The 24,766-nt window shown below is 61.5% G+C and carries 19 protein-coding genes; 8 read left to right on the top strand and 11 right to left on the bottom strand.

Annotated elements, in window-relative coordinates:
• The coding region (locus VC35_RS03500; protein ID WP_052960536.1) for an Ig-like domain-containing protein at positions 1-6,885 on the top strand (6,885 nt) is incomplete at its 5' end.
• A 109-nt stretch (positions 6,886-6,994) separates the two neighbouring features.
• On the opposite strand, the gene lapD is transcribed toward VC35_RS03500, so the two are convergent.
• From lapD to VC35_RS03480, 4 genes are all read right to left on the bottom strand, one after another.
• Entirely contained in the window at positions 6,995-8,935 is a 1,941-nt protein-coding gene (gene lapD / locus VC35_RS03495; protein WP_046037758.1) for a cyclic di-GMP receptor LapD, read from the bottom strand.
• Positions 8,936-8,957: 22 nt separating this feature from the next.
• Complete coding sequence (gene lapG / locus VC35_RS03490) at positions 8,958-9,665, bottom strand: cysteine protease LapG (protein WP_046037757.1); 708 nt, start codon at positions 9,663-9,665, stop codon at positions 8,958-8,960.
• Between the two features lie 101 nt (positions 9,666-9,766).
• Positions 9,767-10,162 carry a YbaN family protein gene (locus tag VC35_RS03485; protein ID WP_046037756.1) on the bottom strand — a complete coding sequence of 132 codons (396 nt, stop codon included), beginning with the start codon at positions 10,160-10,162 and terminating at the stop codon, positions 9,767-9,769.
• A 10-nt stretch (positions 10,163-10,172) separates the two neighbouring features.
• Positions 10,173-10,760, bottom strand: coding sequence for a UPF0149 family protein (locus VC35_RS03480; protein ID WP_046037755.1), 588 nt, complete (start codon positions 10,758-10,760; stop codon positions 10,173-10,175).
• Between the two features lie 385 nt (positions 10,761-11,145).
• On the opposite strand from VC35_RS03480, the gene recQ reads away from it, so the two are divergent.
• The 4 genes from recQ (at position 11,146) to VC35_RS03460 (ending at position 15,528) form a co-directional block, all read left to right on the top strand.
• Positions 11,146-13,272: a DNA helicase RecQ gene (gene recQ, locus VC35_RS03475; protein WP_046037754.1), complete on the top strand. Its 2,127-nt coding sequence runs from the start codon at positions 11,146-11,148 to the stop codon at positions 13,270-13,272.
• A gap of 119 nt (positions 13,273-13,391) precedes the next feature.
• The gene (locus VC35_RS03470; RefSeq protein WP_007984163.1) at positions 13,392-13,826 is read left to right on the top strand and encodes a MarR family transcriptional regulator; all 435 of its coding nucleotides are present in this window, start codon (positions 13,392-13,394) and stop codon (positions 13,824-13,826) included.
• A gap of 127 nt (positions 13,827-13,953) precedes the next feature.
• Entirely contained in the window at positions 13,954-15,207 is a 1,254-nt protein-coding gene (locus VC35_RS03465; protein ID WP_046037753.1) for a FimV/HubP-related protein, read from the top strand.
• Positions 15,208-15,240: 33 nt separating this feature from the next.
• Positions 15,241-15,528: an Rdx family protein gene (locus VC35_RS03460; protein ID WP_046037752.1), complete on the top strand. Its 288-nt coding sequence runs from the start codon at positions 15,241-15,243 to the stop codon at positions 15,526-15,528.
• On the opposite strand, the gene VC35_RS03455 is transcribed toward VC35_RS03460, so the two are convergent.
• On the bottom strand, positions 15,522-16,415 hold the full coding sequence (locus tag VC35_RS03455) for a DMT family transporter (protein ID WP_046037751.1): 894 nt from the start codon (positions 16,413-16,415) through the stop codon (positions 15,522-15,524). The genes VC35_RS03460 and VC35_RS03455 overlap by 7 nt on opposite strands.
• Positions 16,416-16,492: 77 nt before the next feature.
• A complete protein-coding gene (locus tag VC35_RS03450) occupies positions 16,493-17,251 on the bottom strand; it encodes a helix-turn-helix transcriptional regulator (protein WP_046037750.1) in 759 nt (252 codons plus the stop codon).
• 134 nt (positions 17,252-17,385) lie between these two features.
• On the opposite strand from VC35_RS03450, the gene VC35_RS03445 reads away from it, so the two are divergent.
• On the top strand, positions 17,386-18,201 hold the full coding sequence (locus tag VC35_RS03445) for a UDP-2,3-diacylglucosamine diphosphatase (protein WP_046037749.1): 816 nt from the start codon (positions 17,386-17,388) through the stop codon (positions 18,199-18,201).
• Positions 18,202-18,375: 174 nt separating this feature from the next.
• Here VC35_RS03445 and VC35_RS03440 read toward each other — a convergent pair whose 3' ends face one another.
• Positions 18,376-18,954, bottom strand: coding sequence for an HD domain-containing protein (locus VC35_RS03440; protein ID WP_046037748.1), 579 nt, complete (start codon positions 18,952-18,954; stop codon positions 18,376-18,378).
• Positions 18,955-18,981: 27 nt separating this feature from the next.
• Entirely contained in the window at positions 18,982-19,293 is a 312-nt protein-coding gene (locus VC35_RS03435) for an Mpo1-like protein (RefSeq protein ID WP_046037747.1), read from the bottom strand.
• A gap of 159 nt (positions 19,294-19,452) precedes the next feature.
• Here VC35_RS03435 and VC35_RS03430 point away from each other — a divergent pair, with 159 nt between their 5' ends.
• The gene (locus VC35_RS03430) at positions 19,453-20,514 is read left to right on the top strand and encodes an AraC family transcriptional regulator (RefSeq protein WP_080925245.1); all 1,062 of its coding nucleotides are present in this window, start codon (positions 19,453-19,455) and stop codon (positions 20,512-20,514) included.
• On the opposite strand, the gene VC35_RS03425 is transcribed toward VC35_RS03430, so the two are convergent.
• Positions 20,471-21,925, bottom strand: coding sequence for a TrkH family potassium uptake protein (locus VC35_RS03425; RefSeq protein WP_046037745.1), 1,455 nt, complete (start codon positions 21,923-21,925; stop codon positions 20,471-20,473). The two genes, VC35_RS03430 and VC35_RS03425, sit on opposite strands and share 44 nt — an antisense overlap.
• A 121-nt stretch (positions 21,926-22,046) precedes the next feature.
• On the opposite strand from VC35_RS03425, the gene VC35_RS03420 reads away from it, so the two are divergent.
• The gene (locus tag VC35_RS03420) at positions 22,047-22,613 is read left to right on the top strand and encodes an NAD(P)H nitroreductase (protein ID WP_046037744.1); all 567 of its coding nucleotides are present in this window, start codon (positions 22,047-22,049) and stop codon (positions 22,611-22,613) included.
• Between the two features lie 14 nt (positions 22,614-22,627).
• Here the strand turns inward: VC35_RS03420 and VC35_RS03415 are convergent, their stop codons facing one another.
• A complete protein-coding gene (locus tag VC35_RS03415) occupies positions 22,628-23,971 on the bottom strand; it encodes a sensor histidine kinase (RefSeq protein ID WP_046037743.1) in 1,344 nt (447 codons plus the stop codon).
• A 235-nt stretch (positions 23,972-24,206) separates the two neighbouring features.
• Positions 24,207-24,656, bottom strand: coding sequence for a Spy/CpxP family protein refolding chaperone (locus tag VC35_RS03410; protein WP_046037742.1), 450 nt, complete (start codon positions 24,654-24,656; stop codon positions 24,207-24,209).
• Positions 24,657-24,766: the final 110 nt, after the last annotated feature.

Raw genomic sequence — 24,766 nt, 5'->3', positions numbered from 1 at the left:
TCGGAAACCCTGCTGACCCTCAACGGCAACGTGCTGAGCAACGATGTGCAAGGCGCCGATCGGGTGCCGCTCGGTGAAAACAGCGGCCCGATCACCCCCGGCACCTTCACCGGCACCTACGGCACCCTGGTGCTGAATGCCAACGGCACGTACACCTACACGCTGAGCACCAGCGATGCCGACTTCAAAGCCCTGCACGGCGGTGGCGACGGTACCGAAACCTTCACCTACACCCTCACCGATTCGGACGGCGACAGCAGCACCGCGAACCTGGTGCTGCAGATCCACAACAACGATGATCCCGTCACCATCGATGGCCTGAGCGTCACCGGTGGCGAGTTGACTGTCTTCGAGAAAAACCTCAGTGACGGCAGCAACCCAGATGCACCAGCCCTGACCCAGAACGGCACCTTCACCGTCGCCGCCCTCGACGGCGTAACGACCCTGACCGTCGGCGGCATCGCCGTGGTCACCGCTGGTGTGGCGGCGGGCTTCCCGCAATCGATCAGCACCCCATTGGGCAGCACTCTGACCATCACCGGGTTCAACGCGGCGACCGGCGTGGTGAGTTACAGCTACACCCTCAACGATAACGAAGCCCACCCCAATGCCAGCGGCGCCAACACCCTGCCTGAACAGTTCGCCGTGAACGTGGTCGACGACAACGGCACCACTGCCACGGGCAGCCTCGACGTGAACATCGTCGACGACCTGCCAAAGGGCGTGTACGACAGCAATGCTTCAACGGCCTCGGAAACCCTGCTGACGTTGAACGGCAACGTACTGACCAACGATGTGCAAGGCGCCGACCGCGTAACTGTTGGTGAAAACGCCGGCCCGGTCACCCCCGGCACCTTCACCGGCACCTATGGCACCCTGGTGCTCAATGCCAACGGCACGTACACCTACACGCTGAGCACCAGCGATGCCGACTTCAAAGCCCTGCACGGCGGTGGCGACGGTACCGAAACCTTCACCTACACCCTCACCGATTCGGACGGCGACAGCAGCACCGCGAACCTGGTGCTGCAGATCCACAACAACGATGATCCCGTCACCATCGATGGCCTGAGCGTCACCGGTGGCGAGTTGACTGTCTTCGAGAAAAACCTCAGTGACGGCAGCAACCCAGATGCACCAGCCCTGACCCAGAACGGCACCTTCACCGTCGCCGCCCTCGACGGCGTAACGACCCTGACCGTCGGCGGCATCGCCGTGGTCACTGCTGGCGTGGCGTCGGGCTTCCCGCAATCGATCAGCACCCCATTGGGCAGCACCCTGACCATCACCGGGTTCAACGCGGTGACCGGCGTGGTGAGTTACAGCTACACCCTGAACGACAACGAAGCCCACCCGACCGCCAACGGCACCAACACCCTGCCTGAACAGTTCGCCGTGAACGTGGTCGACGACAACGGCACCACTGCCACGGGCAGCCTCGACGTCAACATCGTCGACGATCTGCCAAAAGGTGTGTACGACAGCAATGCTTCAACGGCCTCGGAAACCCTGCTGACGTTGAACGGCAACGTACTGACCAACGACGTGCAAGGCGCCGACCGCGTAACTGTTGGTGAAAACGCCGGCCCGATCACCCCCGGCACCTTCACCGGCACCTACGGCACCCTGGTGTTGAATGCCAACGGCACTTACACCTACACCCTCAACACCAGCGATGACGATTTCAAGGCGCTGCACGGCGGTGGCAATGGCACCGAAACCTTCACCTACACCCTCACCGATTCCGACGGCGACAGCAGCACCGCCAATCTGGTGCTGGAGATCCACAACAACGACGCCCCAGTGGTCCTCAACGGCCTTGACGTGTATGGCGGTGAGCTGACGGTCTACGAGAAAAATCTCAGCGATGGCACCAGCCCGGATACACCGGAGCTGACCCAGAGCGGTACCTTCACCGTGACCGCCCTCGATGGCCTGCAAACCCTGACCGTGGGCGGCATCACGGTGGTCAGCGGTGGTGTGGCCGCCGGCTTCCCGCAAACCGCAGTCACGCCACTGGGCAGCACCCTGACCATCACCGGTTACAACGCGGCGACCGGCGTGATCAGCTACAGCTACACCCTCAACAACAACGAAGCCCATCCGACTGCCGATGGCGCCAACAGCCTGGCCGAGAACATCAACGTCGTAGCCACCGACAGCGATGGCGACAGTGCGACCGCGCAGATCAACGTCAACATCATCGATGACTTGCCAAGCGCCAATCCCGACGCGGATTCGGTGCAGGAGGGCGGCACGGTCAGCGGCAATGTGCTGGACAACGACATCGGCGGGGCTGATGGTCCGGCTGTCACTGGGGCGGTGGTCGGTGTGCGTGCCGGTAGCGACACATCAACCTCGGCCATCGGCGGGCTCGGTGACCACATTGCCGGCACCTACGGTTACCTGACCCTCGATGCCAACGGCAACGCCGTTTATCACAGCACGCCTAACGCAGTAAGCGGCCCCGGCGCGGTGGATGTGTTCACCTACACGGTGCGCGACTCCGATGGTGACGAAAGCACCACCACCATCACCATCGACGTCTACAACAGTTGCCTGAAAGCTGTTAGCGACAACGATGTCACGGTTTTGGAAAAAGCCCTCGATCTGAGCCAGGACGGCCAGGACCTGGTGGCCGGTACGGTCACCGGCAGCGATCCGACCAACACTGGTGAAACCGCTTCCGGCACGCTGGTGGGCTCGGTCACCCATGCCGTCGGCGCGATCACCTACGCTCTGGTCGGCAGCGATGTCGGGGCATACGGGCAGATTCAGCTCAACACCAACGGCACCTACACCTACACCCTGACGACGCCACCGAGCACCACGCCGCACGCCAATGACGGTCCGAACGTGATGCACGAAACCTTCAACTACCAGGCCACCGATTCGCTGGGCAACATCGTCACCAGTACCATCGTGGTGAACATTGTCGATGACGTGCCTAAAGCGATGAACGACAGCAACGTCGGCACCGCTTCGGAGACAGCTTTAAGCCTCAGCGGCGATGTGTTCGGCAACGACGTGATCGGCGCGGATAAAGTCGCCACCGGCCCGGATGCCGGCCCGGTCACCCCAGGCACCTTCACCGGTACCTATGGCACCCTGGTACTCAATGCCAACGGCACCTACACCTACACGCTGGATCCCGATAATGCGGACTTCAAAAACCTGCATGGCGGTGGCAGCGATACCGAAACCTTCACCTACACCCTCACGGACGCCGACGGTGACATCAGCACCGCCAAACTGGTGCTGAACGTCTACAACAACGACGATAAGGTCACCCTCAACGGCCTCGACGTGTATGGCGGTGAGTTGACGGTCTACGAGAAAAATCTCAGCGACGGCACCAGCCCCGACACGCCGGCCCTGACCCAGAGCGGTACCTTCACCGTGACCGCCCTCGATGGCCTGCAAACCCTGACCGTGGGCGGCATCACGGTGGTCAGCGGTGGCGTGGCCGTCGACTTCCCGCAAACCGCCGTCACGCCACTGGGCAGCACCCTGACCATCACCGGTTTCAGCCAGGGCGTGATCAGCTACAGCTACACCCTGAACGATAACGAAGCCCATCCCACGGCCAACGGCACCAACAACCTCATCGAGAACATCAACGTCGTAGCCACCGACACCGATGGCGACAGCGATACCGGGCAGATCAACGTCAAGATCGTCGACGACCTGCCAAGCGCCAAACCAGACTCGTCGTCGGTAGTGGAGGGCGGCACCGTCAACATCAGTGTGCTGGGCAACGACGTCAGCGGCGCCGATGGTCCGGCGACAGTGGTCGGCGTGCGTGCCGGCGGCAACACCTTGACCTCGGCCATTGGTGGGCTGGGCAACCAGATCAACGGTACCTATGGCTACCTGACCCTCGATGCCAACGGCAACGCGGTGTATCACAGCAATCAGAATTCCGTCGGCGATCCGGGCGCCACTGACACGTTCACCTACACCGTGCGTGATTCCGATGGCGATGAAAGCACCACCACCATCACCATCGACGTCGCCAACAGCATCATCAAGGCCAACCCCGATAGCGACGTGACGGTCTACGAAAAAGCCCTCGACCTGAGCAAGGACGGGCAGGACCTGGCCGCCGGTACCGTCACCGGCAGCGACCCGGGCGACACGGGCGAAACCGCGTCCGGGACCCTGGTCGGTTCGGTCTCGGGTGCCAGCGGCGCGCTCAGCTACACCCTGGTCGGCAGCGCCACCGGCACCTACGGACAGATCCTGATCAACCCCGACGGCAGCTACACCTACACCCTGACCTCGGCACCGAAAACCTCGCCGAACGCCAACGACGGGCCGAACAGCCTGAGCGAAAGCTTCACCTACAAAGCCACCGATGCACTGGGCAACAGCAGCACCAGCACCATCGTGATCAACATTGTCGATGACGTGCCCAAGGCGGTGGCAACGGATCGCTCGGTGGCGGCGGTGGAGATCGATTCCAACCTGCTGATCGTGCTCGACGTCTCCGGCAGCATGGTCGACGCTTCCGGTGTGTCGGGGCTGTCGCGGCTGGATCTGGCCAAGCAGGCCATCAGTGCGTTGCTGGATAAATACGACGACCTGGGCGATGTGAAAGTGCAGCTCGTCACCTTCAGCAGCAGCGCCACCGACAGGACTTCGGTGTGGGTCGATGTCGCGACCGCGAAGACACTGCTGGCCGGCCTCACCGCGAACGGTGGCACCAACTACGACGCGGCTGTGGCGACCATGCAGACTGCGTTCAACACCTCGGGAAAACTGACCGGTGCGCAAAACGTCGGCTACTTCTTCTCCGACGGCAAGCCCACCACCGGTCAGGAAATCGGCACCACCGACGAAACCGCGCTGAAAGCCTTCCTCGATGCCAACAACATCAAGAACTATGCGATCGGCCTGGGCAGCGGCGTGAGCAACGCCAACCTCGATCCGCTGGCCTACGACGGCATCAGCCACACCAACACCAATGCGGTGGTGGTCACCGACCTCAACCAACTCAACTCGGTGCTGTCTGGCACCGTGGTCGGCGCACCGGTCACCGGTTCGTTGCTGGGTGAGGGCGGCTCGTTCGGCGCTGATGGCGGTTTCATCAAATCCATCGTGGTCGACGGCACCACCTACACTTACGATCCAAAAGCCCTCAGCGGCCAGGGTTCGTTGACGCCAAGCGGCGGCACCAACCACGGCACCTTCGACACCGTGAACAACACGGTGAGCATCGCCACCAACAACGGCGGCACATTGGTGATCAACCTCGACACTGGCGATTACAACTACACCTCGCAGAAAACCACTGCGGTGGTGATCACCGAGAACATCGGCTTCACCGTCAGCGACAACGATGGCGACCTCGCCAGCTCGATGCTGACCGTGAAAGTGATCCCCAACGCGCCTCCGGTGGCGGCGGACGACCACGTCATCACTAACGATCTGTCGAGCAACATCGTGGTGCCGGGCGAGCTGTTGCTGGCCAACGACACCGACCCCAACGGGGATACGCTCAACGCGACGCCGACCACCTTCAACACCGGCTGGGCAGCGAAAGGCGCGGACTTCACCGGTAGCGGCACGATCGGCTTCGCCGGCACCGACAACATCGCTGCCAACCAGAGTCTGGCCAACGTGCGCAATTCCTTTGCGGCCAACGCGGCGACCATGACGGCGCTGTTGGTGGTCAGTGGCTATCTCGACGGGGTGACCAACTCCAATGCCAACGATGAAGACCTCATCACGGTCAAACTAAAACAGGGTGAGACGCTCAACCTCGACCACAACCTGGGTGCCGGGCACATCACGATGGAGTATTCGCTCAATGGTGGGGCGTTCCTAAGCATCGCCGATGGTGGCACCATCACTGCAGGCGCGGATGGCACCTACCAGATCCACGTGACCAACATCGCCAACACCAGTGGTGGCAATAAGAATGGGGCAGAAAACTACGACCTGACCATGACCGTCAATTACGCCGGAGCACACGAAGTCACCACGGACTACCACGGCACCTACACCGCCAACGACAACCACGGCGGCAGCGACTCGGCCAACCTGACCATCAGCTATCAGGACGGTCACACCCTCACCGGCACCAGCGGGGATGACATACTGGTGGCGGGCACGGGCAACAACATCATCAATGCCGGCGACGGCAACGATGTGCTCACTGCCGGTTCCGGCAACAACGAGCTGCATGGCGGTGCCGGCAATGATCTGCTCTTCAGCGGCCCGGGCACCGACATCCTCGATGGCGGTACGGGCATCGACACGGCAAGCTATGCCCACGCCACCGCCGGGGTGACGGTCGACCTCAGCCTGCTGGGTGGGCAAAACACTTTCGGTGCCGGCACTGACACCCTGACCGGTATCGAAAACCTCATCGGCTCGAACTTCAACGACACTCTGACCGGAGACGCCACCAACAACGTGATCAATGGCGGCCTTGGCAACGACATCCTCAGGGGCGGGGACGGCGATGACTTGCTGATCGGTGGCCTGGGCAACAACACCCTGACTGGCGGGACGGGGGCGGATACCTTCCAGTGGCTCAAGGGCAACAGTGGCCATGACGTGATCACCGACTTCACGCCCGGAACCGACAAGCTTGACCTGTCGCAACTGCTGCAAGGGGAAAACGGCACCACGGCTTCGCTGGATGACTATCTGCACTTCACCGTCACCGGCAGCGGGCCGTCGACAGTGACCAGCATCGACGTCAGCGCCATGGCCGGCGCCGCGCCGAACCAGACCATCGACCTGGCCGGCGTCGACCTGGCCAGCCACTACGGTGTAACGCCAGGGGCGGGAGGGGTGATCGCAGGCGGGCATGACACGGCGACCATCATCAACGGCATGCTCAACGATCATTCGTTGAAGGTGGACGCCGTGTGACCTGAAACCCGCTAAAAAAACCCGCCACCCTGGGAAGGGAGCGGGTTTTATTGCCCGGGACAAAGGTCGATGTCCGGTCAATGGTTACAGTACCTCGATGTACCCATCATCACATCGGCTCTGGCGCCCCGATCAACCGCCCCATGGCCCCGAATACACACAACTCCCTGATCGCTTCCAGTTCCCCGCGTGTCTCGACCATCTCGGCAATTAGCGGCAAATCAATGCTGTGGGTCGCGCGAAAGATCGCGTCGATGAACATTCGCTTGTCAGGCTGCTCGTCGATGTTGCGAATGTAGGCTCCATCGATTTTCAGGTACGCCAGGCCCAATTGGGTCAGGTTGCCGATCTGGCTGAAGCGCCCGCCAAAGTGTTGCAGGCCGATTCGATATCCGGTCTTGAGCAATGTGCTGCAAAGGTTCTGTAGCACTTCGGGGGATGGCAACTGGCGCTCGTCGATTTCCAGGGTCAACAGCGGCGCCAGTTCGGGAAGGGAGTCGAGCAGGTCGAGGATTGTTCGCCATTGCACTGGGTCGCGCAGGGTGCTCCCGGACAGACTTAACGCCAGGGGCCTGCGGTTGACCACCAGGTCGTCCAGCGTGGCTTCGAGCATTGCCAGGTCGAACCGTCCGGACCAGCCGAGACGCTCGATCCACGGCAGGAAATGCCCGGCGGCAATCGCCTCGCCCTGCGGGTCGAGCAGGCGTGCGAGCACTTTGTGATGCAGCACCTGGCGGGTGTCGGCGCATTGCACGACGGGCTGGAAGTACAGCTGCATTTTGCCTTCGGTCAAGGCATCGTCGATCCAGGTGCGCCAGTCGTGCTGGGAATGATTCGGTGCCGTGTCACGATGGCTCAAATGAACCCAGGGGCGTTCGGGATGCTGCCGGGACTCCGTCAGCGCCTGATCAAGGCGCAGGAGAACGGTGCTGATCGGCTCACCGGGGCGGTAGGCGACAACGCCCAGATGGGCGACCGGCATGCAATCGCTGGCACCGGTCAGGCGCAGGTTCTCCAGGCTGACGCTGATATCGGCGGCCAGGCGCGCGGCACTTTCTGCGTCCAGACCCGGTGTCAGCAGGCTGAATTCGCCGCCACGATTACGCGCCGCCAGCCAGGTTCGACGCTCCGGCAATTGAGTCAGGCGCTTGAGCAATTCGCCGACGGCAGTGATCAGCGCGTCGGTCCGTTGGCCACCCAGGCGCTGGTTGAGGCCATTGAGGTCGTTGATTCGCAACATCAGCAAATGACCATCGCGGCTCTGTTCGCAAACGCGTAAATGGTCGGCCAGTTGCTCGTCGAGCAGGCGCCGGTTGGCCAGGCCGGTGAGGCTGTCCAGATAGGATTCGGCCCGCAGTTTTTCGCTGCGCGCAGCCTCCTCGACGAACAGTGCCTTGAGCTTCTCGACCATCTGGTTCATCGCCAGCACCACCCGTTTCAGTTCCGGTGTGCGCGGCAGTTTCGGCAGGCTGAGAAACTCGCGTTTGCTGATGGCCTCGGCCTGCCGGACCATGCTGTCGAGGGGGCGAAATTGCCGGCGCAGCATCCATCCTCCAATGACGGCGCTGAACAGCCCGCACAACAGCAACCAGATCAGGCTACCGAGGGTGCTGTCCCAGAGCTTGGCCAGGGCGAATTGCGGATTGCTCAGCACTTCGACCCGTGCCAGTTGTTCCCAGCCGCGCATGATCAGGGCATCGCCACCCTCCGGGCGCAGGTCGACCAGGTTGACGAACCAGTCAGGCACACCGTCGATTTTCGTCGGTGTAGTGCGCTCCACCAGGGTTTGCTGATCCTTGAGCCTGATGACGCGGATGCTGCTGAAATAGCCGCTGTCGAAAATCGAACTGACCATCAGCTCCATCATTGCCGGGTCATCGACCTGTGCCGTCAGCGACAGCCCCAGCGCGGTGGCCGCGTCCTGGGCGTGGGCGCGCAGTTGGCTGAGTGTTTGTTCGCGGGAGCTTTCCAGGCTGGCAAAAAAACTGCCGCTGAACGCCACCAGCAGGAACAGGCAGATGGCCAGGAACAACTGTTTACGCAGTGTCATGCATCGCTCCTTGCAAAGGCGGTTAGCCGTCGCCGACGTCGAACCCTTCGGCCTGCATCTTTTTCAACACCTCCTGCCAGCGCGACAGCTTTTTCGAGTCGCTGCTGCGCTGGCCGCCGTTCTTGCCCGGCAGGTACAGGCCTTCGGCGTTGAAGGCGTACACCGGTAGCAAGTCTTTGCGTTGGGAGGCGGGGCGGATATCGCCGATCAGGTTGTCCAGCACCAGTGGGTCGCTCGTGGGGGTGCTGTAGAACGTCAGCACCATGTGGGCCTGGTTCTGGCTCAGGGCCTTTACGTAGGTGATGCGCAGTTTTTCGCTGGGAATACCGAGTCGGCGCAGGCTGAAATACTTCGCCAGCGCGTAGTCCTCGCAATCGGCGGCGCCCTTGATCAGGGCTTCAACGGGCGTGGCCCAGTAATCGGTCTGTTGCCAGATGCGCGTGTCGTCCTGGAAGTTCAGCTGCTGATCGAAGAAACGGTTCACCGCATTGAGCTGATCGCTTTCGGGCGCGCCGCGTGCACTTTGCAGCATTTGACTCCACGCCTCGATCCGGCCACGCGCCGGTCCGAGCGGGCCGTAGCGTTTTTCAACGGTTAGCAGAATCTGCGCAAAATCCCAATCGGCCCGGACCCCGTTGAATAGAGTCAGTAGCAAACCAGCCAGCAGTAACCAGCCGCCGAGCCGAAGTCGGAGCGTTGGCCATCCTGGACTACGCAGACTGCGGGCCATGTCTGGCTGCTCGAGTGTAGATGGGTGAAGTTTAGGTGGAGTTTTTGCGGGGGTAGGGCAGGTCGTCGGACGGAACTCGCCACAAATGGCCAATGTAGACTTCAGGATTTGCGCAGGGTTTTCTGCTTGAGGATGTAGATCGTCACGAGTACCGCACTGGTCAGCATGAAGCACCGTGCCCAAACCAGCGGCACCAGGTAGCAGGAGAGCAGGATGCTCGCCCACATCAGGCCAATGGCGTAGACCTTGCCCCTGAGTGGAATGCCGTTGCCATCGAGGTAGTCTCGAATCCACGGGCCAAGCCGTGGATGCTCGACCAGCCATTGATAAAAGCGCGGCGAACTGCGGGCGAAGCAGGCTGCCGCCAGTAGCAGGAAGGGCGTGGTGGGCAATACCGGCAGGAAAATCCCGATCACCCCCAGCGCCACGCTCAGCCAGCCGATGGCCAGCAGCACGTAGCGCAACATCAGGGGGCGGTTGCCTATGGGGTTGTCCATAGGCAGAACCTTAGTGGTGGCGAGGCTTGAGAATCGCCGGTTTTTCGTCTGGCGCGTTGCACAGCAGGTACAGCGCGGTCAGGGCTTCCGGGATTTGAACGATCATGTCGTCCATCAGGTTGGCATCCTTGGCGATGTCTTCGAACTCCGGCTGCTCGTCGAACAGGCCCGAACCGACCATGATCGGCAACAGCATTTCGCTGACTTCTTCTTCGGCGCTTTCGAACCAGGCCGCTTCGCGCAGGAATACGCCTTCCATGAAGCCGATGCACCAGCCGCGCAGGTCGGAGTCATCCGGGTCATCGCCCAGGTCCAGGTCGCATGGCAGTTCGAACTCTTCATCGGAGGCCAGCTGGCGAGCGATGTGGGCCTTGAGGCCGAGCAGGGTGGCTTCGATCTCTTCGCGCTGGGCTTCACTGCTGTAGTGCGGCTCCTCGGCGAAGAGGGCATCGATCCACTCACGATCAGGAACGACTTCGGAACAGATCGACAGCGCGGTGAGGTAGCCGTGGGCGGCCACGTAGTCCAGCGCCTCGTCATGCAGTTCATCAGCGTCGAGGAAGACTTGCAGGCGGGTTAGTTGCTCAGCGAAGGACATTAAAGGACTACCTTGGGGAATGTTCGATGCGGGAATTCTAGGCCTTCTTGAGCGCTTGGGCCAGCCGCACGGCATATTTGCACCGTATTCCCTGTAGGAGCGAGCCTGCTCGCGATAGCGGTGGTTCAGGCGAAATCAATGTTGACTGTAATGGCCTCTTCGCGAGCAGGCTCGCTCCCACAGTTTGGCATTGCATGGGCGGAGTCTTATCAGCGGTGCCCTTTGCCGGACGGGGCTCGGGTATACTCGCGCGTTTTGTGATGCCCTGCTGGCGTTACGGCTGAAATGTAAAGCGTCATGCAATGCGCACTTACGATTTATCGGTGCAGCGTCGCGGGTTCTGAACCAGCCTTGCAGGGATGTTTCGGTGATTTTTGGAGTTTCTATGCTCGAACAGGCTCAACGCGTCCTCAAGGACATCTTCGGCTACGACAGTTTCCGTGGCCGCCAGGGTGCAATCATTGAGCGCGTGGCCAATGGTGGCGATGCCCTGGTCCTGATGCCTACCGGTGGCGGCAAGTCCCTGTGCTTCCAGGTCCCGGCGCTGTTGCGCGAAGGCCTGGCCGTTGTGGTCTCACCGCTGATCGCGCTGATGGACGATCAGGTCGCCACCCTCGAAGAGCTGGGTGTGGCAGCCGCCGCGTTGAACTCCACCCTCAGCGCCGAGCAACAGCGCGACCTCGCCGTCCGCATCCGCCGCGGTGAAGTGAAAATGCTCTATCTGGCGCCGGAACGCTTGGTCCAGCCACGCATGCTGTCCTTCCTGCAGGGGCTGGACATCGCCCTGTTCGCCATCGACGAAGCACACTGCGTATCGCAATGGGGCCACGATTTCCGCCCGGAATACCTGCAACTGGGCCAGTTGGCGGAAATGTTCCCCGACGTGCCACGCATCGCCCTGACCGCCACGGCCGACAAGCGCACCCGGGAAGAAATCGTCACCCGTCTGCACTTGCAAGACGCCGAGCGCTTCCTGTCGAGCTTCGACCGGCCGAACATCTTTTATCGCATCGTGCCCAAGGAACAGCCGCGCAAGCAGTTGCTGGCGTTCCTCGCCGAGCGCCGTAGCGATGCGGGCATCGTGTATTGCCTGTCGCGCAAGAAAGTTGAGGAAGTCGCCGCGTTCCTCAGCGAGCAAGGCTTCCCGGCGCTGCCGTACCACGCCGGCCTGCCCAATGATTTGCGGGCCTACCATCAGAAACGCTTCCTCAATGAGGAAGGCCTGATCATGGTCGCCACCGTGGCGTTCGGCATGGGCATCGACAAGCCCAACGTGCGTTTCGTCGCGCATCTCGACTTGCCGAAATCCCTTGAGGCCTATTACCAGGAAACCGGTCGCGGCGGCCGTGACGGCCTGCCGGCGGATGCCTGGATGGCCTACGGCCTGCAAGACGTGGTGATGCTCAAGCAGATGCTGCAGAACTCCGAAGGCGACGAGCGCCACAAGCGTCTGGAGCAGCACAAGCTCGACGCCATGCTCTCGCTCTGTGAAGAAACCCGCTGCCGTCGGCAAACGCTGCTGGCCTACTTCGACGAAGATATGCCCGAGCCCTGCGGTCATTGCGACAACTGCGTCGACGGCGTGCAGACCTGGGATGCCACTGAACCGGCGCGTCAGGCACTGTCGGCGATCTACCGCACCGGTCAGCGCTACGGCGTCGGGCACCTGGTGGATGTATTGTTGGGCAAGGACAACGAAAAAGTCCGCAGCTTCGGCCATCAACACCTGTCGGTGTATGGTGTTGGCAAGACGATGGCGGAGGGCGAATGGCGCTCGTTGTTCCGTCAACTGGTGGCCCGTGGTCTGGCGGACATCGACCTTGAAGGCTACGGCGGCCTGCGCCTGAGCGACAGTTGCCGGCCGCTGCTCAAGGGCGAAGTGACCCTGGAGTTGCGCCGCGATCTCAAGGCGCAAACCGTGGCGAAAAGCAGCAAGAGCCAGGCGAGCCAGCTGGTCCGTGGCGAGGAGCGCGAACAATGGGAAGCCTTGCGCGCCCTGCGTCGCAAGCTCGCCGAAGAACATGGCGTGCCGCCGTACGTCATCTTCCCCGATTCGACCTTGCTGGAGATGCTGCGCAGCCAGCCGACCTCGCTGGCGGAAATGGCCACGGTCAGCGGCGTCGGCGCGCGCAAGCTGGAGCGCTACGGCGAGGCTTTCCTCGAAGTGCTCGGCGGCCAGGTCGAGGCGCCGAAACCGGTGGCCGACGTGCGTCACGAGCTGATCACTCTGGCACGGGCCGGGATGACGCCGGTGCAGATCGCCGGTCAGTTGCAGTGCTCTGAAAAGAACGTCTACACCATGCTGGCCGAAGCGATTGGCAAGCAGCAGTTGTCGTTGGAACAGGCGCTGGATCTACCCGAAGACCTGATGGGTGAAGTCCAGGACGCCTTCCTCGACGGCGAAGGCGAGTTGCCGCCGGCTTCCGAGATCGCCGCACTGTTTGAAGGCAGGGTGCCGGAAGGGGTGTTGTACTGCGTTCGGGCGGCGTTGCAGTCGGAATTCGAGATTTGAGACATCTGTAGTGCTGATGTAACGATTCAGTACAGATCAAGCCTTGCCTCAAGTCGAGGCTCATGCTTAGCTGACTAATAATTAGTTTTTATTTATTTCAGTCTAATCATGAGTGTTTTATGCCGTTAACCGATCAACACCGCTTTGGCATGCAATTGGCCCAGATGTCCCGTGGCTGGCGTGCCGAACTGGACCGCCGACTGGCGGGCATGGGCTTGTCCCAGGCGCGCTGGCTGGTGCTGCTGCACCTGGCACGATTCGAAGAAGCACCGACCCAGCGTGAGCTGGCACAAAGCGTTGGCGTCGAAGGTCCGACCTTGGCCCGTTTGCTCGACAGCCTGGAAAGCCAGGGCCTGGTGCAACGCCAGGCGGTGCTGGAAGACCGTCGTGCGAAGAAAATTGTGCTCTGCGCCCCGGCGCGTCCCCTGATCGAACAAATTGAAACCATTGCCACGCAACTGCGTCACGAACTGTTCGAAGGCGTCGATGAGGCGGATTTGAAGGTGTGCATGCGGGTTCACGGGCACATCCTGGGCAACCTTGAAAAGTCTTGAGGCATAACCGAACGCCAGGCTTCTGAGAGACCGCATTGGGCAGGCTATAAGAACTACTCGGCAATATCGTGTTCGTAACGGATGTACGAACCCGTGCGGATGGTTTCTGTAGATCTCAAGGATGCTCATGCTCAAGTGTTGGCGATTGGTTTTACGCGGTGTTTCTCAGTGGTTGCTGGCCGGGGGCGCGGTCACTTACTCGGCATGGGCGCCTGCGCTGGGCCTGGGTGAAATCACCCTGCATTCGGCGCTGAATCAACCGCTGCGTGCCGATATCGCACTGGTGGATGCCGCAGGCCTGGAGGAGAACGAACTGTCGGTGAGCCTGGCAACGGCGGACGAGTTCAGCCGTGCCGGGGTCGACCGGGTATTTTTCCTCAACAACCTGAAGTTCACCCCGGTCCTGCGTGGTAATCGCAGCGTGATTCAGGTGACCTCCGGCAAACCGGTCAGTGAACCCTTCCTGAATTTTCTCGTGCAGCTTAATCAGCCTAATGGGCGATTGCTGCGCGAGTACACGGTACTTATCGATCCGCCGGGCGCGCCAGGGGTTGTTCCCGCCACCGATGAAGCGGTTTCCAGCTCCCCGGCGTCCGCATTCCCCAATGTTCAACCGGTCGTATCGCCGTCCCCCGTGGCCAGAACGACGCCAGAACCGGACGTCGCCATGGTTGATCCTGCTGTCGAGCAACTGGCCGCCAGCACCCTGCAAAACCACGAGTTGCAAACCACTGTCGATGAGCTCAACGCGAAGCTTCAAGGCCAGGATGAGCTGATCGCCGGCCAGAAAAAACAGTTGGCCGAGCTGCAAATCCAACTGGCGGAGCTCAAGAAGGTAAAGGCGCAACCCATTACATCCGACGCAGTGGCGCCAGCCCCCATCAGTGCTGAAAACCCCGGAATTGGCTGGCTACCAATCGCCAGCGTGTCGGCGCTGATAGTATTGCTGGCGCTGGGCTGGTTTGTTCGCCACCGACGCCAGCAGCATCAGACCGCAGTGTCAGAGGCGCTGCAGTCGGAGCATGAACCGCTGGCTGAGCTCTTTACCGAGCCAGTGATGTGGCCCCCCGTCGTGCAACCATCCACTGCGCATCGCGACGGGGTGCCGGCCAACGATGAGCTTGAGCGGGTCGACAACCGTCATTTCATCCCGGTCGCTGCTGCCGTGGCGGTGGTTCCGGGTCTGGCGATATCCGGTGAATCCGCCACTGACGATGAGTACCGGCTCAATCTGGAGGAGCTGTCCATGGCGTCGAGTTGGGACGCGATCAACCCAAGCGAGAACCCGCAGCCGGCAACTCTGGCCATGATCGAGCCTGGGTTCGAATTGGAGGTGCAACTCGCTCCGCCATCTCGTCAGCCTCCGGTCGGGCTATCATAGCGGCGTCGTCAAACTCTGGAGTCACGTCCCATCATGACCGTCAGCAAACCGGAAATCATCATCACCTATTGCACGCAATGCCAGTGGCTGTTGCGTGCGGCCTGGCTGGCCCAGGAACTGCTCAGCACCTTTGGTGATGACCTGGGCAAAGTCTCCCTGGTGCCGGGCACCGGCGGGGTCTTTCATATTTACTGTGACGCTGTGCAGATCTGGGAGCGCAAGGTGGACGGTGGCTTCCCCGAGGCCAAAGTGCTCAAGCAGCGAGTCCGCGACCAGATCGACCCGAACCGCGACCTGGGACACAACGACCGCACTCAGTGAGACGTCGCCTCGGCTGCAACGGCTTTCTTGCTTGTGCCACTTGAGAACCGACTGGACGCCACAATCGCCACAATGATCAGCGCGCCCCCCAGCAACATGCGCAGGGTCGGGTTTTCGTTGAACAGCAGCCAGGCGACGGTGATGCCGTAGACCGGCTCCAGGGCGAACACCACTGCGGCGGTGCGTGCCTTGATCACTGCGAGGCTGGCGACGAACAGGCTGTGGGCGATACCGGTACAGAACACACCGAGCAGGCCGATCCACAGCCAGTCGATGGCGCGCACTTCGCTCAATTGAGGCGCTGCCACTGGCAGCAGGCACAGGGCAACCACCACGTTCTGGCACAGCGCCGCCTGTACCGGCGGGACTCGCCCGGAGCTGGCACGGTTGGTCAGTGACAACAGGGCGAACAACAATCCGGAACCCACGGCCCACAGCAGGCCGGTGGTGGCGCCGCTGGCCAGGTCAAAATCAGGCGTGACCAGCACCAGCCCGACACTCACCAGCAGCACCAGCACAATTTCATTGGCGCGAATGCGCTCGCGGAAGATCAACCCTTCGAGGATCACGGTAAAGGCCGGGAAGCTGGCGAAACCGAGCGTCGCAATCGCCACGCCTGCGACTTTCACGGCAATGAAGAAGCTCACCCAGTGTCCGGCCAGCAACAGGCCGCTGAGCAGCAGCCGGCGCCAGTCCACGGCCTCAAGTTTCTGCCAGCGCGTCTGGCTGGCGAACCGTGCAAAAAACGTCAGCGCGAGCACGGCAAAGGCGGCACGGCCGAACACGATGATCGCCGGGGACGCGGCGGCCAGTTTGCCGAACACGCCGGTCAGGCCGAACATCAATGCGCCTATATGCAAGGCGCCAAGGGCGGTACGGGGAGTCATTGCAATCCTTAACGACAAACGAACAGAGGCCTCATTGAAGCGCGTAATGGCCCATCAAGTCTGTCGGCAAACTCGCGTTATTTGTCGCCACCCTCGCGCCGCAGTTTTCCGGGCGATGCCCCGAACTCGCGCAGCACCGCCGCCGCGAAGGCACTCTGGGAGCTGTATCCGACGCGGCTGGCAATTTCGCCGATGGGCAGCGCCGAGTTGCGCAGCAAGCCCACCGCTATGTGCAGGCGTCGGCTGCGGATATAGTCCATCGGCGTTTGCCCGCATTCGGCCACGAACCGTGCATGCAGACGGGCACTGGAAAGGCCGGCTACCCGGGCCAGGTCGGCCACTTGCAGCGGGTATGCCGCGTACTGATCGATGTGCGCGTCCAGCGCCGCATAGGGCAGACGCCGACCGCCGACGGCTTCGGGCCTGACGTTGTTGAGACTGGCCAGCAACAGCACCGCGCCTTGTTGAGCGATCAGCGGATCATCCACCGGACTGTTCGCCAGCCAACTGACCAATTGGCTTTGCCCGGCATTCAGGGGCAGGCGCCCGGCGTTGTCGAGCAGGCGTCGGCTGGGCTCGGCGTGATCGCCCAACGACTGGGCAACCCATTGTTCGCTTGGCACATCCAGCACCAGGCAGCGGCTGCCATTGGCGCTGCCACACGCGTGATGCGCTCCGGAGGGCACCACCACGAAACTCTGCCGGACCACCTGGCTGCCACGCCCGTCGACCTCGAAATCCAGGGCGCCAGAAAGCCCGAACACCAGTTGCGCGTGTTCGTGGCTGTGGACGATCAGGTCGTGGCTGTATTGGCGAAGCGTGAGGATCGGTCTCATCGCGGGTCTCCCGGCTCAGGGCGTCAGTCTACACCGAGCGGGCCTGCAAGCGCTGTCACAGGACTGACTTGACGCTGTCATGGACCATTAACCGGCTCGGGGCAGACTTGGCAAAACTTGCCAGAGGGTTGCCCATGACCAGCGCCGAGCTCGCCAAACCCACCCGTAAGCAACGCGTACGGACTTTATGGATTTCCGACGTGCATTTGGGCACCCGGGATTGCCAGGCTGAACACCTGTCGCAGTTTCTCAAGGGCTATCACGCGGACAAGATCTACCTGGTCGGCGACATCATCGACGGCTGGAAACTGCGCGGCGGCATGTACTGGCCGCAAGCGCACACTAACGTCATCCGTCGCCTGCTGACCATGAGCAAGCGCGGCACCGAGGTGATCTATGTCACCGGTAACCACGACGAATTCCTGCGCCGCTATTCTAAGCTGATTCTGGGCAACATCCAGTTGGTCGACGAAGCCGTGCACGTCACCGCCGACGGCCGACATCTGCTGGTGATCCATGGCGACCAGTTCGATGTGATCACCCGTTACCATCGCTGGCTGGCGTTTCTCGGTGACTCGGCCTACGAATTCACCCTGACCCTCAACCGCTGGCTCAATCATTGGCGCGCGCGATATGGCTACGGCTACTGGTCGCTGTCGGCCTACCTCAAGCACAAGGTAAAAACCGCGGTCAGCTTCATCAGCGACTTCGAAGAAGCCATCGCCCATGAATGCGTCAAGCGCGAGCTGCACGGCGTGGTGTGCGGGCACATTCACCATGCCGAGATTCGCAAGGTCGGCGAGGTGGACTACCTCAATTGCGGCGACTGGGTGGAATCATGCACCGCGCTGATCGAGCACTGGGATGGTTCGATCGAGTTGTATCGCCTGGCGGATGCCCAGGCGCGCGAGGCGCAGTTGAAGGCGGCCAGGGTTACGGAGTTGGCTTGATTGATTTGTTTTTTGTGGCGAGGGGGCTTGCCCCCGTTCGGTGGCGAAGCCGCCGTAAACCTATAAGTGCCGATCTATCGACGTTCCGTGGTGAATGGTTTTAGGGCTGCTGCGCAGCTCAACGGGGGCAAGCCCCCTCGCCACAACGGTCGCCATAGGTCATGAGGCTGGCGATTACTCTTCCATCGCCGCCTTGTAGATCGAGTCCCTGGGGTGCGCAAACAACCGCTCCATCATCGGCTCGAAAAAGCTCAACGGCAGCGTGTCGTACGCCGGGTCAAACGCGGCCGCATCGTATTTGGCGCAGAATTCGGCGGTCGTCTGGTACTGCGGATGGTCCTGGAATTGCTCACGCAGATGCCGGTCCATGCCCAGGTGATGGAAGAAGTAGTAGCCCTGGAAAATCCCGTGCTTTTCCACCATCCACAAGTTCTCGGCGCTGACAAACGGCTTGAGGATCGCCGCTGCGATGTCCGGGTGATTGTAAGTACCCAGGGTGTCGCCGATATCGTGGAGCAGGGCGCAGACCACGTACTCTTCGTCGCGGCCATCACGCCAGGCGCGGGTGGCGGTTTGCAGGGAGTGGGTCAGGCGATCCACCGGGAACCCGCCAAAATCACCCTCCAGCAACTTCAGGTGCGCCACAATCCGTGCAGGCAATTGTCTTGCGTAGGCACTGAAGTCCGCGGCGATAATTGCCCAGTCCTCCTGTGTGCCGTCCTTCAAGTGGGTGAAGCGGGCATTGGCATTCATCGGCAACTCTCTTGTGACGCAAGTCAGCTAGAACGGAACGCGCCCCAGGACCATGTCCCGGTACATGACAAAATCACCGAACAGGCTATAGAAGGGGTGTTGGAAGGTTGCCGGGCGGTTCTTCTCGAAGTAGAAATGCCCGACCCAGGCAAAGCTGTAGCCTGCCAGTGGCAGGGCCCACAATAGCATCCAGGCTCCGCGACCAATGGTCAGCGTCAGAATCAAGATAACCAGGGTCGTGCCGATAAAGTGTAAACGGCGGCAGGTGCTGTTGCTGTGCTCACTGAGGTAGTAAGGATAGAACTCAGCGAAGCTGTTGAATCGTTTGACGTTTTCCACGACAGCGATCTCTGTGGTTATTGTTCTTGCTGCAAGTTGTTCTGCGGGTAGCTTAATTGAGTCTAGAGTGATCAATGGCATCAGCCAGTGACAATAGGCGCCACTTTAGTATCCTTCGGTCAATAGCCGTAGCACTCGGCCACCATGTAAGAAAACGCCATGAGCGAACGAACGACTTCTGCAAGCTGGGCGATGGGGATTGTCAAAGCGCTGGAGATGGACGGCCTGGATTGCCGGGCTCTGTTCAAGCAGCTGGGGCTCGACTACGCGGCACTGGATGATCCGGACGCACGCTTCCCGCAAGATTCCATGACACGGCTGTGGCAGCGCGCGGTCGAGCTGTCCGGCAATCCGGCCATCGGCCTGAACATGGGCAAGGTGGTGCGACCGGCGCAGTTTCATGTGACCGGCTACGCCTTGATGTCCAGCCAGACTTTGGCCGAAGGCTTTCAGCGACTGGTGCGCTATCAGCGGATCATCGCCGAAAGTGCCGACCTGAGTTTCCAGCTGCTGGAAGAAGGCTATGCACTGATTCTGACGGTGCATGGCGATCATCTGCCACCGACCCGGCAAAGCGCCGAAGCGTCACTGGCCTGTGCCTTGGCGCTGTGCAGCTGGTTGACCGGGCGTACGTTGCAACCCCGCAAAGTGTTGGTGCAAGGCGCCGAGCCGGCCAACCTGGAACCCTATAGACAAGCCTTCCATGCACCGCTGGTGTTCAACGCGCCTTACGATGCGCTGATTTTCGAACGCGCCGATATGGAAGCGCCGCTGCCGACGGCCAACGAGGCCATGGCATTGCTGCATGACCGCTTTGCCGGCGAGTACCTGGCGCGCTTTTCCGAAAGCCGCGTGACCCACAAGGCGCGGCAGGTGTTGTGCCGCCTGCTGCCCCAAGGCGAGCCCAAGCGCGACACCGTGGCGCAGACGCTGCATCTGTCCCAGCGCACCTTGCAACGGCGCTTGCAGGAAGAGGGCACGAGTTTTCAGGCGCTGCTGGACGATACCCGGCGCGAACTGGCCGAGCAGTACCTGGCGCAACCGACCATGACCTTGCTGGAAATTGCCTACTTGCTGGGGTTTGCCGATCCGAGCAACTTTTTCCGTGCTTTTCGGCGCTGGTTCGATGCCACACCCGGCGAGTACCGGATGCGGCTGTTGCAAGCACCTGACGCGGTCAATGACGCCAAAATGCCGGAATACAAAGCACAAACACCGTAATGATCTCCAACCGGCCCAGCAGCATGCCGAACGAGAGAATCCACTTGGCGGCATCCGGCAGGGTGGCGAAGTTGCCCGCCGGACCGATGGTCTCGCCGAGCCCCGGGCCGACACCGGACACGGTACTGGCCGCGCCGGTGAGGGCGGTCATCCAGTCCACGCCGAGCAGCGACAGCAGTAGCGCAATCACGCAGATGGTGATCGCAAAGAAGAACGAAAAGGTCAGGATCGAACGCACAATTTCTTCGTCGAGGCGGTGACCGTTGTACTTCTGCTTGATCACCGCCCGCGGGTGAATCAGCTGGTTAAGGTTGGCCTTGAGCAGGATATAGGCCACCTGGAAGCGGAAAATCTTGATCCCGCCCGCGGTCGAGCCGGAGCAACCGCCGACAAACCCCAGGTAGAAGAACAGCATCAGCGAGAAATTGCCCCAGAGGCTGTAGTCCCCCAGCGCAAAACCGGTGGTGGTCACCACCGACGTCACATTCAGCGCCACATGCCGCAACGCCTCCAGCCAATGCAGCTGGGTAGTCCACCAATACCAGGTGCCGAGCACCAGCCAGGTCACCAGCAGCATGCCGAGCAGGCCTTGAACCTGTTCATCCTTGATCAGCGCCCGACGGTTACCACGCAACGTGGCGACATACAGTGTGAACGGCAGGGCACCGAGAATCATGATGACGATCGCGACCCAATGCACCGCCGGTTGCGGCCACTTGGCCAAAGACTGGTCGGAGGTGGAGAAGCCACCGGTGGAAATCGCCGACATCGCGTGGTTGATGGCGTCGAACAGGCTCATCCCGGCCCACCAGAACGCCAGGCTGCCGACAATGGTGATGCCGACGTAGGTCGCCACGATCAGCCGCGCCACCATGTGCGAGCGGGGCATGACTTTTTCCGAGCGGTCCGACGATTCGGTCTGGAACAGCCGCATGCCACCGATGCGCAACAGCGGCAGGATCGCCACCGCCATGCCGATGAAGCCGATGCCGCCGAGCCAGTGCAGCAACGAGCGCCACATCAGGATGCCGGGGGACATGGTGTCCAGGCCGCTGAGTACGGTTGCGCCCGTGGCGGTGATGCCGGACATGCTTTCGAAGAATGAATCGGTGTAGCTGATGTGCTGGGTCAGCAGGAACGGCAGCGCGGCGAAGATGCACACCACCAGCCAACTGCTGACGGTCAGCAAGTACATGTCCCGGGGGCGCAGGTGAATGTGTTCGGGGCGCCCCGGAATCACCAGCGCCAAACCGGCGACAAAGGTGATCATGCTGGCCCAGAGGAACGACGGCAGATCGCTGGTACGGTCGAAAATGACCAGCGTGGCCATGGGTACGACCATGGAGATCGCCAGCGTTATCAGGAAGATGCCGATGATGAAACCAATGATCCGTAAGGTCGGCAACGCCATGAGGTCCGCTCGGCTGATAGTGGAAAGGGCGCCATTCTACCTGCGAGGCAGGGCATGTAAACCGGCACTGCTGCGGCAGTTACCGCTAGAATAGCCGCACAAATTTTTCAGGAGGTGGCCGATGCAGGCTCTCGACGCTTTGCTCAACCGTGTTTCCGTTCCACGACTGATTGACCCTGCACCCACTGCCGAGCAGCGCGAGGTGCTGTTTGGCGCCGCCATGCGCGCCCCGGATCACGGTCACTTGCAGCCTTGGCGTTTCCTGACGGTGGAAGGCGCGGCGCGTGAGCAAATGGGCGAGTTGCTGGCCGAAGCGGCGAAACTGCAAGACAGCGAAGTCGGCGAAGCGGCCATCGACAAGGCGCGCAATGGTCCGCTGCGGGCACCGTTGGTGGTAGTTGTGATCGCTTGCGTGCAGGATCACGTCAAGTATCCGAAGTCCGAGCAGTTACTGGCGGCGGGCTGTGCGGCCCACGGGATTTTGCTGGCGGCCTATGCGCAGGGCATCGGCGCGGTGTGGCGTACCGGTGACCTGGCTTACTCGGCCCATGTGGCCAAGGGCTTGGGTTTGGCGGAGGGGGAAGAGGTGATTGCTTTCCTGTATCTGGGCACACCGCAGAAAGAACCGCGAGTGGCCGAGAAAGTCGATCTGGCCGAATTCGTCAGTGCCTGGCCGGGTAAGGCCTGACACCCCACATTGGATCAGGGCTGAACCACGGCCCCCGGCACCAACGGCAATTCCAGGCTGGCAATGAACCCGCCTTCCGGGTGATTGGCCAGCACCAGGCTGCCGCCATGGCGCTCCGCCGCTCGGCGGGCGATGGCCAGGCCCAGGCCGTGTCCGGCTGCGGTCTGCCCCGGGGCCCGATAGAACGGCTCACCGAGCTGGCTCAAATATTCGACACTGACCCCCGGTCCGTGATCGCGCACGGTCACGACGATCCGCTCACCCTGGCGCAGCGCCTGCATTTCGATCGGCAGGCCACCCACCGGATTGAAACGCTGGGCATTGCGCAGCAGATTGTCCACGGCCCGTTCGATCATGGTCGGCCATCCCTTCATATTCAGTTGCGATTCGGCTTCGAGGTGGACGAGTTGCTCGGGTGAACCGAGTTGCGCATCCTTTTGCAGGGTATTGAGCAAGGCGTTCAGGTCCACCTCTTCTGCACTGGCGTTATCGGAGTCGACCCGCGCCAGTACCAGGATTTCGCTGATCAGCGCTTCCAGTCGGTCGCACTCGCGGGTCAGGCGCGGCCACAGCTGTTCCCGCTCCTGAGGGGTGGCCCGTTCGGCCAGTGCCAGCGCGATACGCAGACGGGCGAGGGGCGAGCGCAGTTCGTGGGAAACATCCCGCAGCAGTTGCCGCTGACTGCCAATCAGGCTTTGCAGGCGCGCGCCCATGCGGTTGAAGTCGTTGGCCAGGACGCCGAACTCATCGCGACGGTTGGCCAGCTTGACCAGGCTGTTTTGTTGATAGGTGGTTTGTCCCAGGTCATGCACCGCGCCGCGCAGACGGCTGAGCGGGCGAGTGATGGAAAAGGTCACCAGCAGGCTGAACAGGGTCAGCACCACCAGGGCGATCCCCAGCGCACTGAGCGGCCAGAGCAGGCTTTCGCGGTGCCAGGCGTCCAGTTCCGGGTGCGGAATGCGGTAGATGAACAGGTAAGTGTCACCGGTTTTTTCGCTGGTGAATTCATCGGTCAGACGCCGCCATGGCAGGCGCCGGTCCTCGTTGTTCTGGCGGGCCTCAAAGGCCGCCGCACGTTTCGGGAACGTGCCGCGCACAACCGGATCGCCGCTTTCGTTAAGCACCTGAACGTCGATGTGATACTGGCGTTTGCGTTGCTGGAGAATGTCCTGGGCGGCGTCTTCGCCCTGGCTTTCGTAGGTTTGCGTCCACTCTTCGGCCAGCGTGTTGAGGCCCGGGTGGCGGCTGAGAATCCAGGCGTCCTGGTTGAGCATGTGCCCGAGCAGGATGGAAAGCCCTGCAACCAGAGCGATGGCCAGCCAGAAGCTGGCCAGGATACGCCAGAACAATGAACGCACGGAAAATCCTCGAACAAGCGCAACTAATGTGGGAGCGAGCCCGTGGCGAGGGGGCTTGCCCCCGTTGGGTCGCGAAGCGGCCCCGGCATTTCAACGTTAAACCGCATGTAACGGGTTTACGACTGCTTCGCAGCCGAACGGGGGCAAGCCCCCTCGCCACACAAGCTCGCTCCCACAGTGAATTGTGTGGTGCCAGACCCAGCGGTGAAAAACCGTTGGGTCCGGGGTTAGCGCATTATTGCGCCTTTTGCGGTTGTTGCGCTTTCCAGGCCTTGAACTCGGCCCACTCGGCGCGGCGTTCAGCCTGTTTTTTCTGGATCTCGTCGAATTTCTTCTGTTGATCCGGTTTCAGCAAGGCGCGCACGTCCGCTTCAGCCTTCTTGTGGTTGGCGGCCATCTCGTCCTTCATGGCTTTCTGGTCGGCTGGCGAGAGCTTCTCCAGGTACTTCTCGACCAGTTGCTTACGCTCGTGCATCTGTTCGCCCATGATCTTGCGGATCTGCTCGCGCTGTTCGCGGCTCAGGTCCAGTTCACTGTACGGGCCTTTGCCGTGCATGCCGTGCATCTGACCGCCGTGGCGCGAACCGTCCATCGACCCATCCATCGGGCCTGCGCCTTCAGGCATGGCCATGGCAACGGTCGGCAGGGCAGCAGCGAACATCAGAGCGATAAGAGTCTTGCGCATGGTGTATCTCCTTGTCTCGTTCCCGGTACGTTCCGGATGAGTACAGATTACGCAGATCAAGGTCAGCGGCGGTCAGCGGAGGGTAAAGCTTGGGTAAAGACGATTTCCCG

The sequence above is a fragment of the Pseudomonas fluorescens genome, assembly GCF_000967965.1.
Lineage (GTDB): Bacteria > Pseudomonadota > Gammaproteobacteria > Pseudomonadales > Pseudomonadaceae > Aquipseudomonas > Aquipseudomonas grandcourensis.
Note: the sequence above shows the minus strand (reverse complement) of the source record. Positions and strands in the feature narration are given on the sequence as shown.

Bases quoted from the DNA above. Each gene is read 5' to 3' on its own strand.
- lapD (WP_046037758.1), bottom strand. From the start codon at position 8,935: ATGACACTGCGTAAACAGTTGTTCCTGGCCATCTGCCTGTTCCTGCTG.
- lapG (WP_046037757.1), bottom strand. From the start codon at position 9,665: ATGGCCCGCAGTCTGCGTAGTCCAGGATGGCCAACGCTCCGACTTCGG.
- VC35_RS03485 (WP_046037756.1), bottom strand. From the start codon at position 10,162: ATGGACAACCCCATAGGCAACCGCCCCCTGATGTTGCGCTACGTGCTG.
- VC35_RS03480 (WP_046037755.1), bottom strand. From the start codon at position 10,760: ATGTCCTTCGCTGAGCAACTAACCCGCCTGCAAGTCTTCCTCGACGCT.
- recQ (WP_046037754.1), top strand. From the start codon at position 11,146: ATGCTCGAACAGGCTCAACGCGTCCTCAAGGACATCTTCGGCTACGAC.
- VC35_RS03470 (WP_007984163.1), top strand. From the start codon at position 13,392: ATGCCGTTAACCGATCAACACCGCTTTGGCATGCAATTGGCCCAGATG.
- VC35_RS03465 (WP_046037753.1), top strand. From the start codon at position 13,954: ATGCTCAAGTGTTGGCGATTGGTTTTACGCGGTGTTTCTCAGTGGTTG.
- VC35_RS03460 (WP_046037752.1), top strand. From the start codon at position 15,241: ATGACCGTCAGCAAACCGGAAATCATCATCACCTATTGCACGCAATGC.
- VC35_RS03455 (WP_046037751.1), bottom strand. From the start codon at position 16,415: ATGACTCCCCGTACCGCCCTTGGCGCCTTGCATATAGGCGCATTGATG.
- VC35_RS03450 (WP_046037750.1), bottom strand. From the start codon at position 17,251: ATGAGACCGATCCTCACGCTTCGCCAATACAGCCACGACCTGATCGTC.
- VC35_RS03445 (WP_046037749.1), top strand. From the start codon at position 17,386: ATGACCAGCGCCGAGCTCGCCAAACCCACCCGTAAGCAACGCGTACGG.
- VC35_RS03440 (WP_046037748.1), bottom strand. From the start codon at position 18,954: ATGAATGCCAATGCCCGCTTCACCCACTTGAAGGACGGCACACAGGAG.
- VC35_RS03430 (WP_080925245.1), top strand. From the start codon at position 19,453: ATGAGCGAACGAACGACTTCTGCAAGCTGGGCGATGGGGATTGTCAAA.
- VC35_RS03425 (WP_046037745.1), bottom strand. From the start codon at position 21,925: ATGGCGTTGCCGACCTTACGGATCATTGGTTTCATCATCGGCATCTTC.
- VC35_RS03420 (WP_046037744.1), top strand. From the start codon at position 22,047: ATGCAGGCTCTCGACGCTTTGCTCAACCGTGTTTCCGTTCCACGACTG.
- VC35_RS03410 (WP_046037742.1), bottom strand. From the start codon at position 24,656: ATGCGCAAGACTCTTATCGCTCTGATGTTCGCTGCTGCCCTGCCGACC.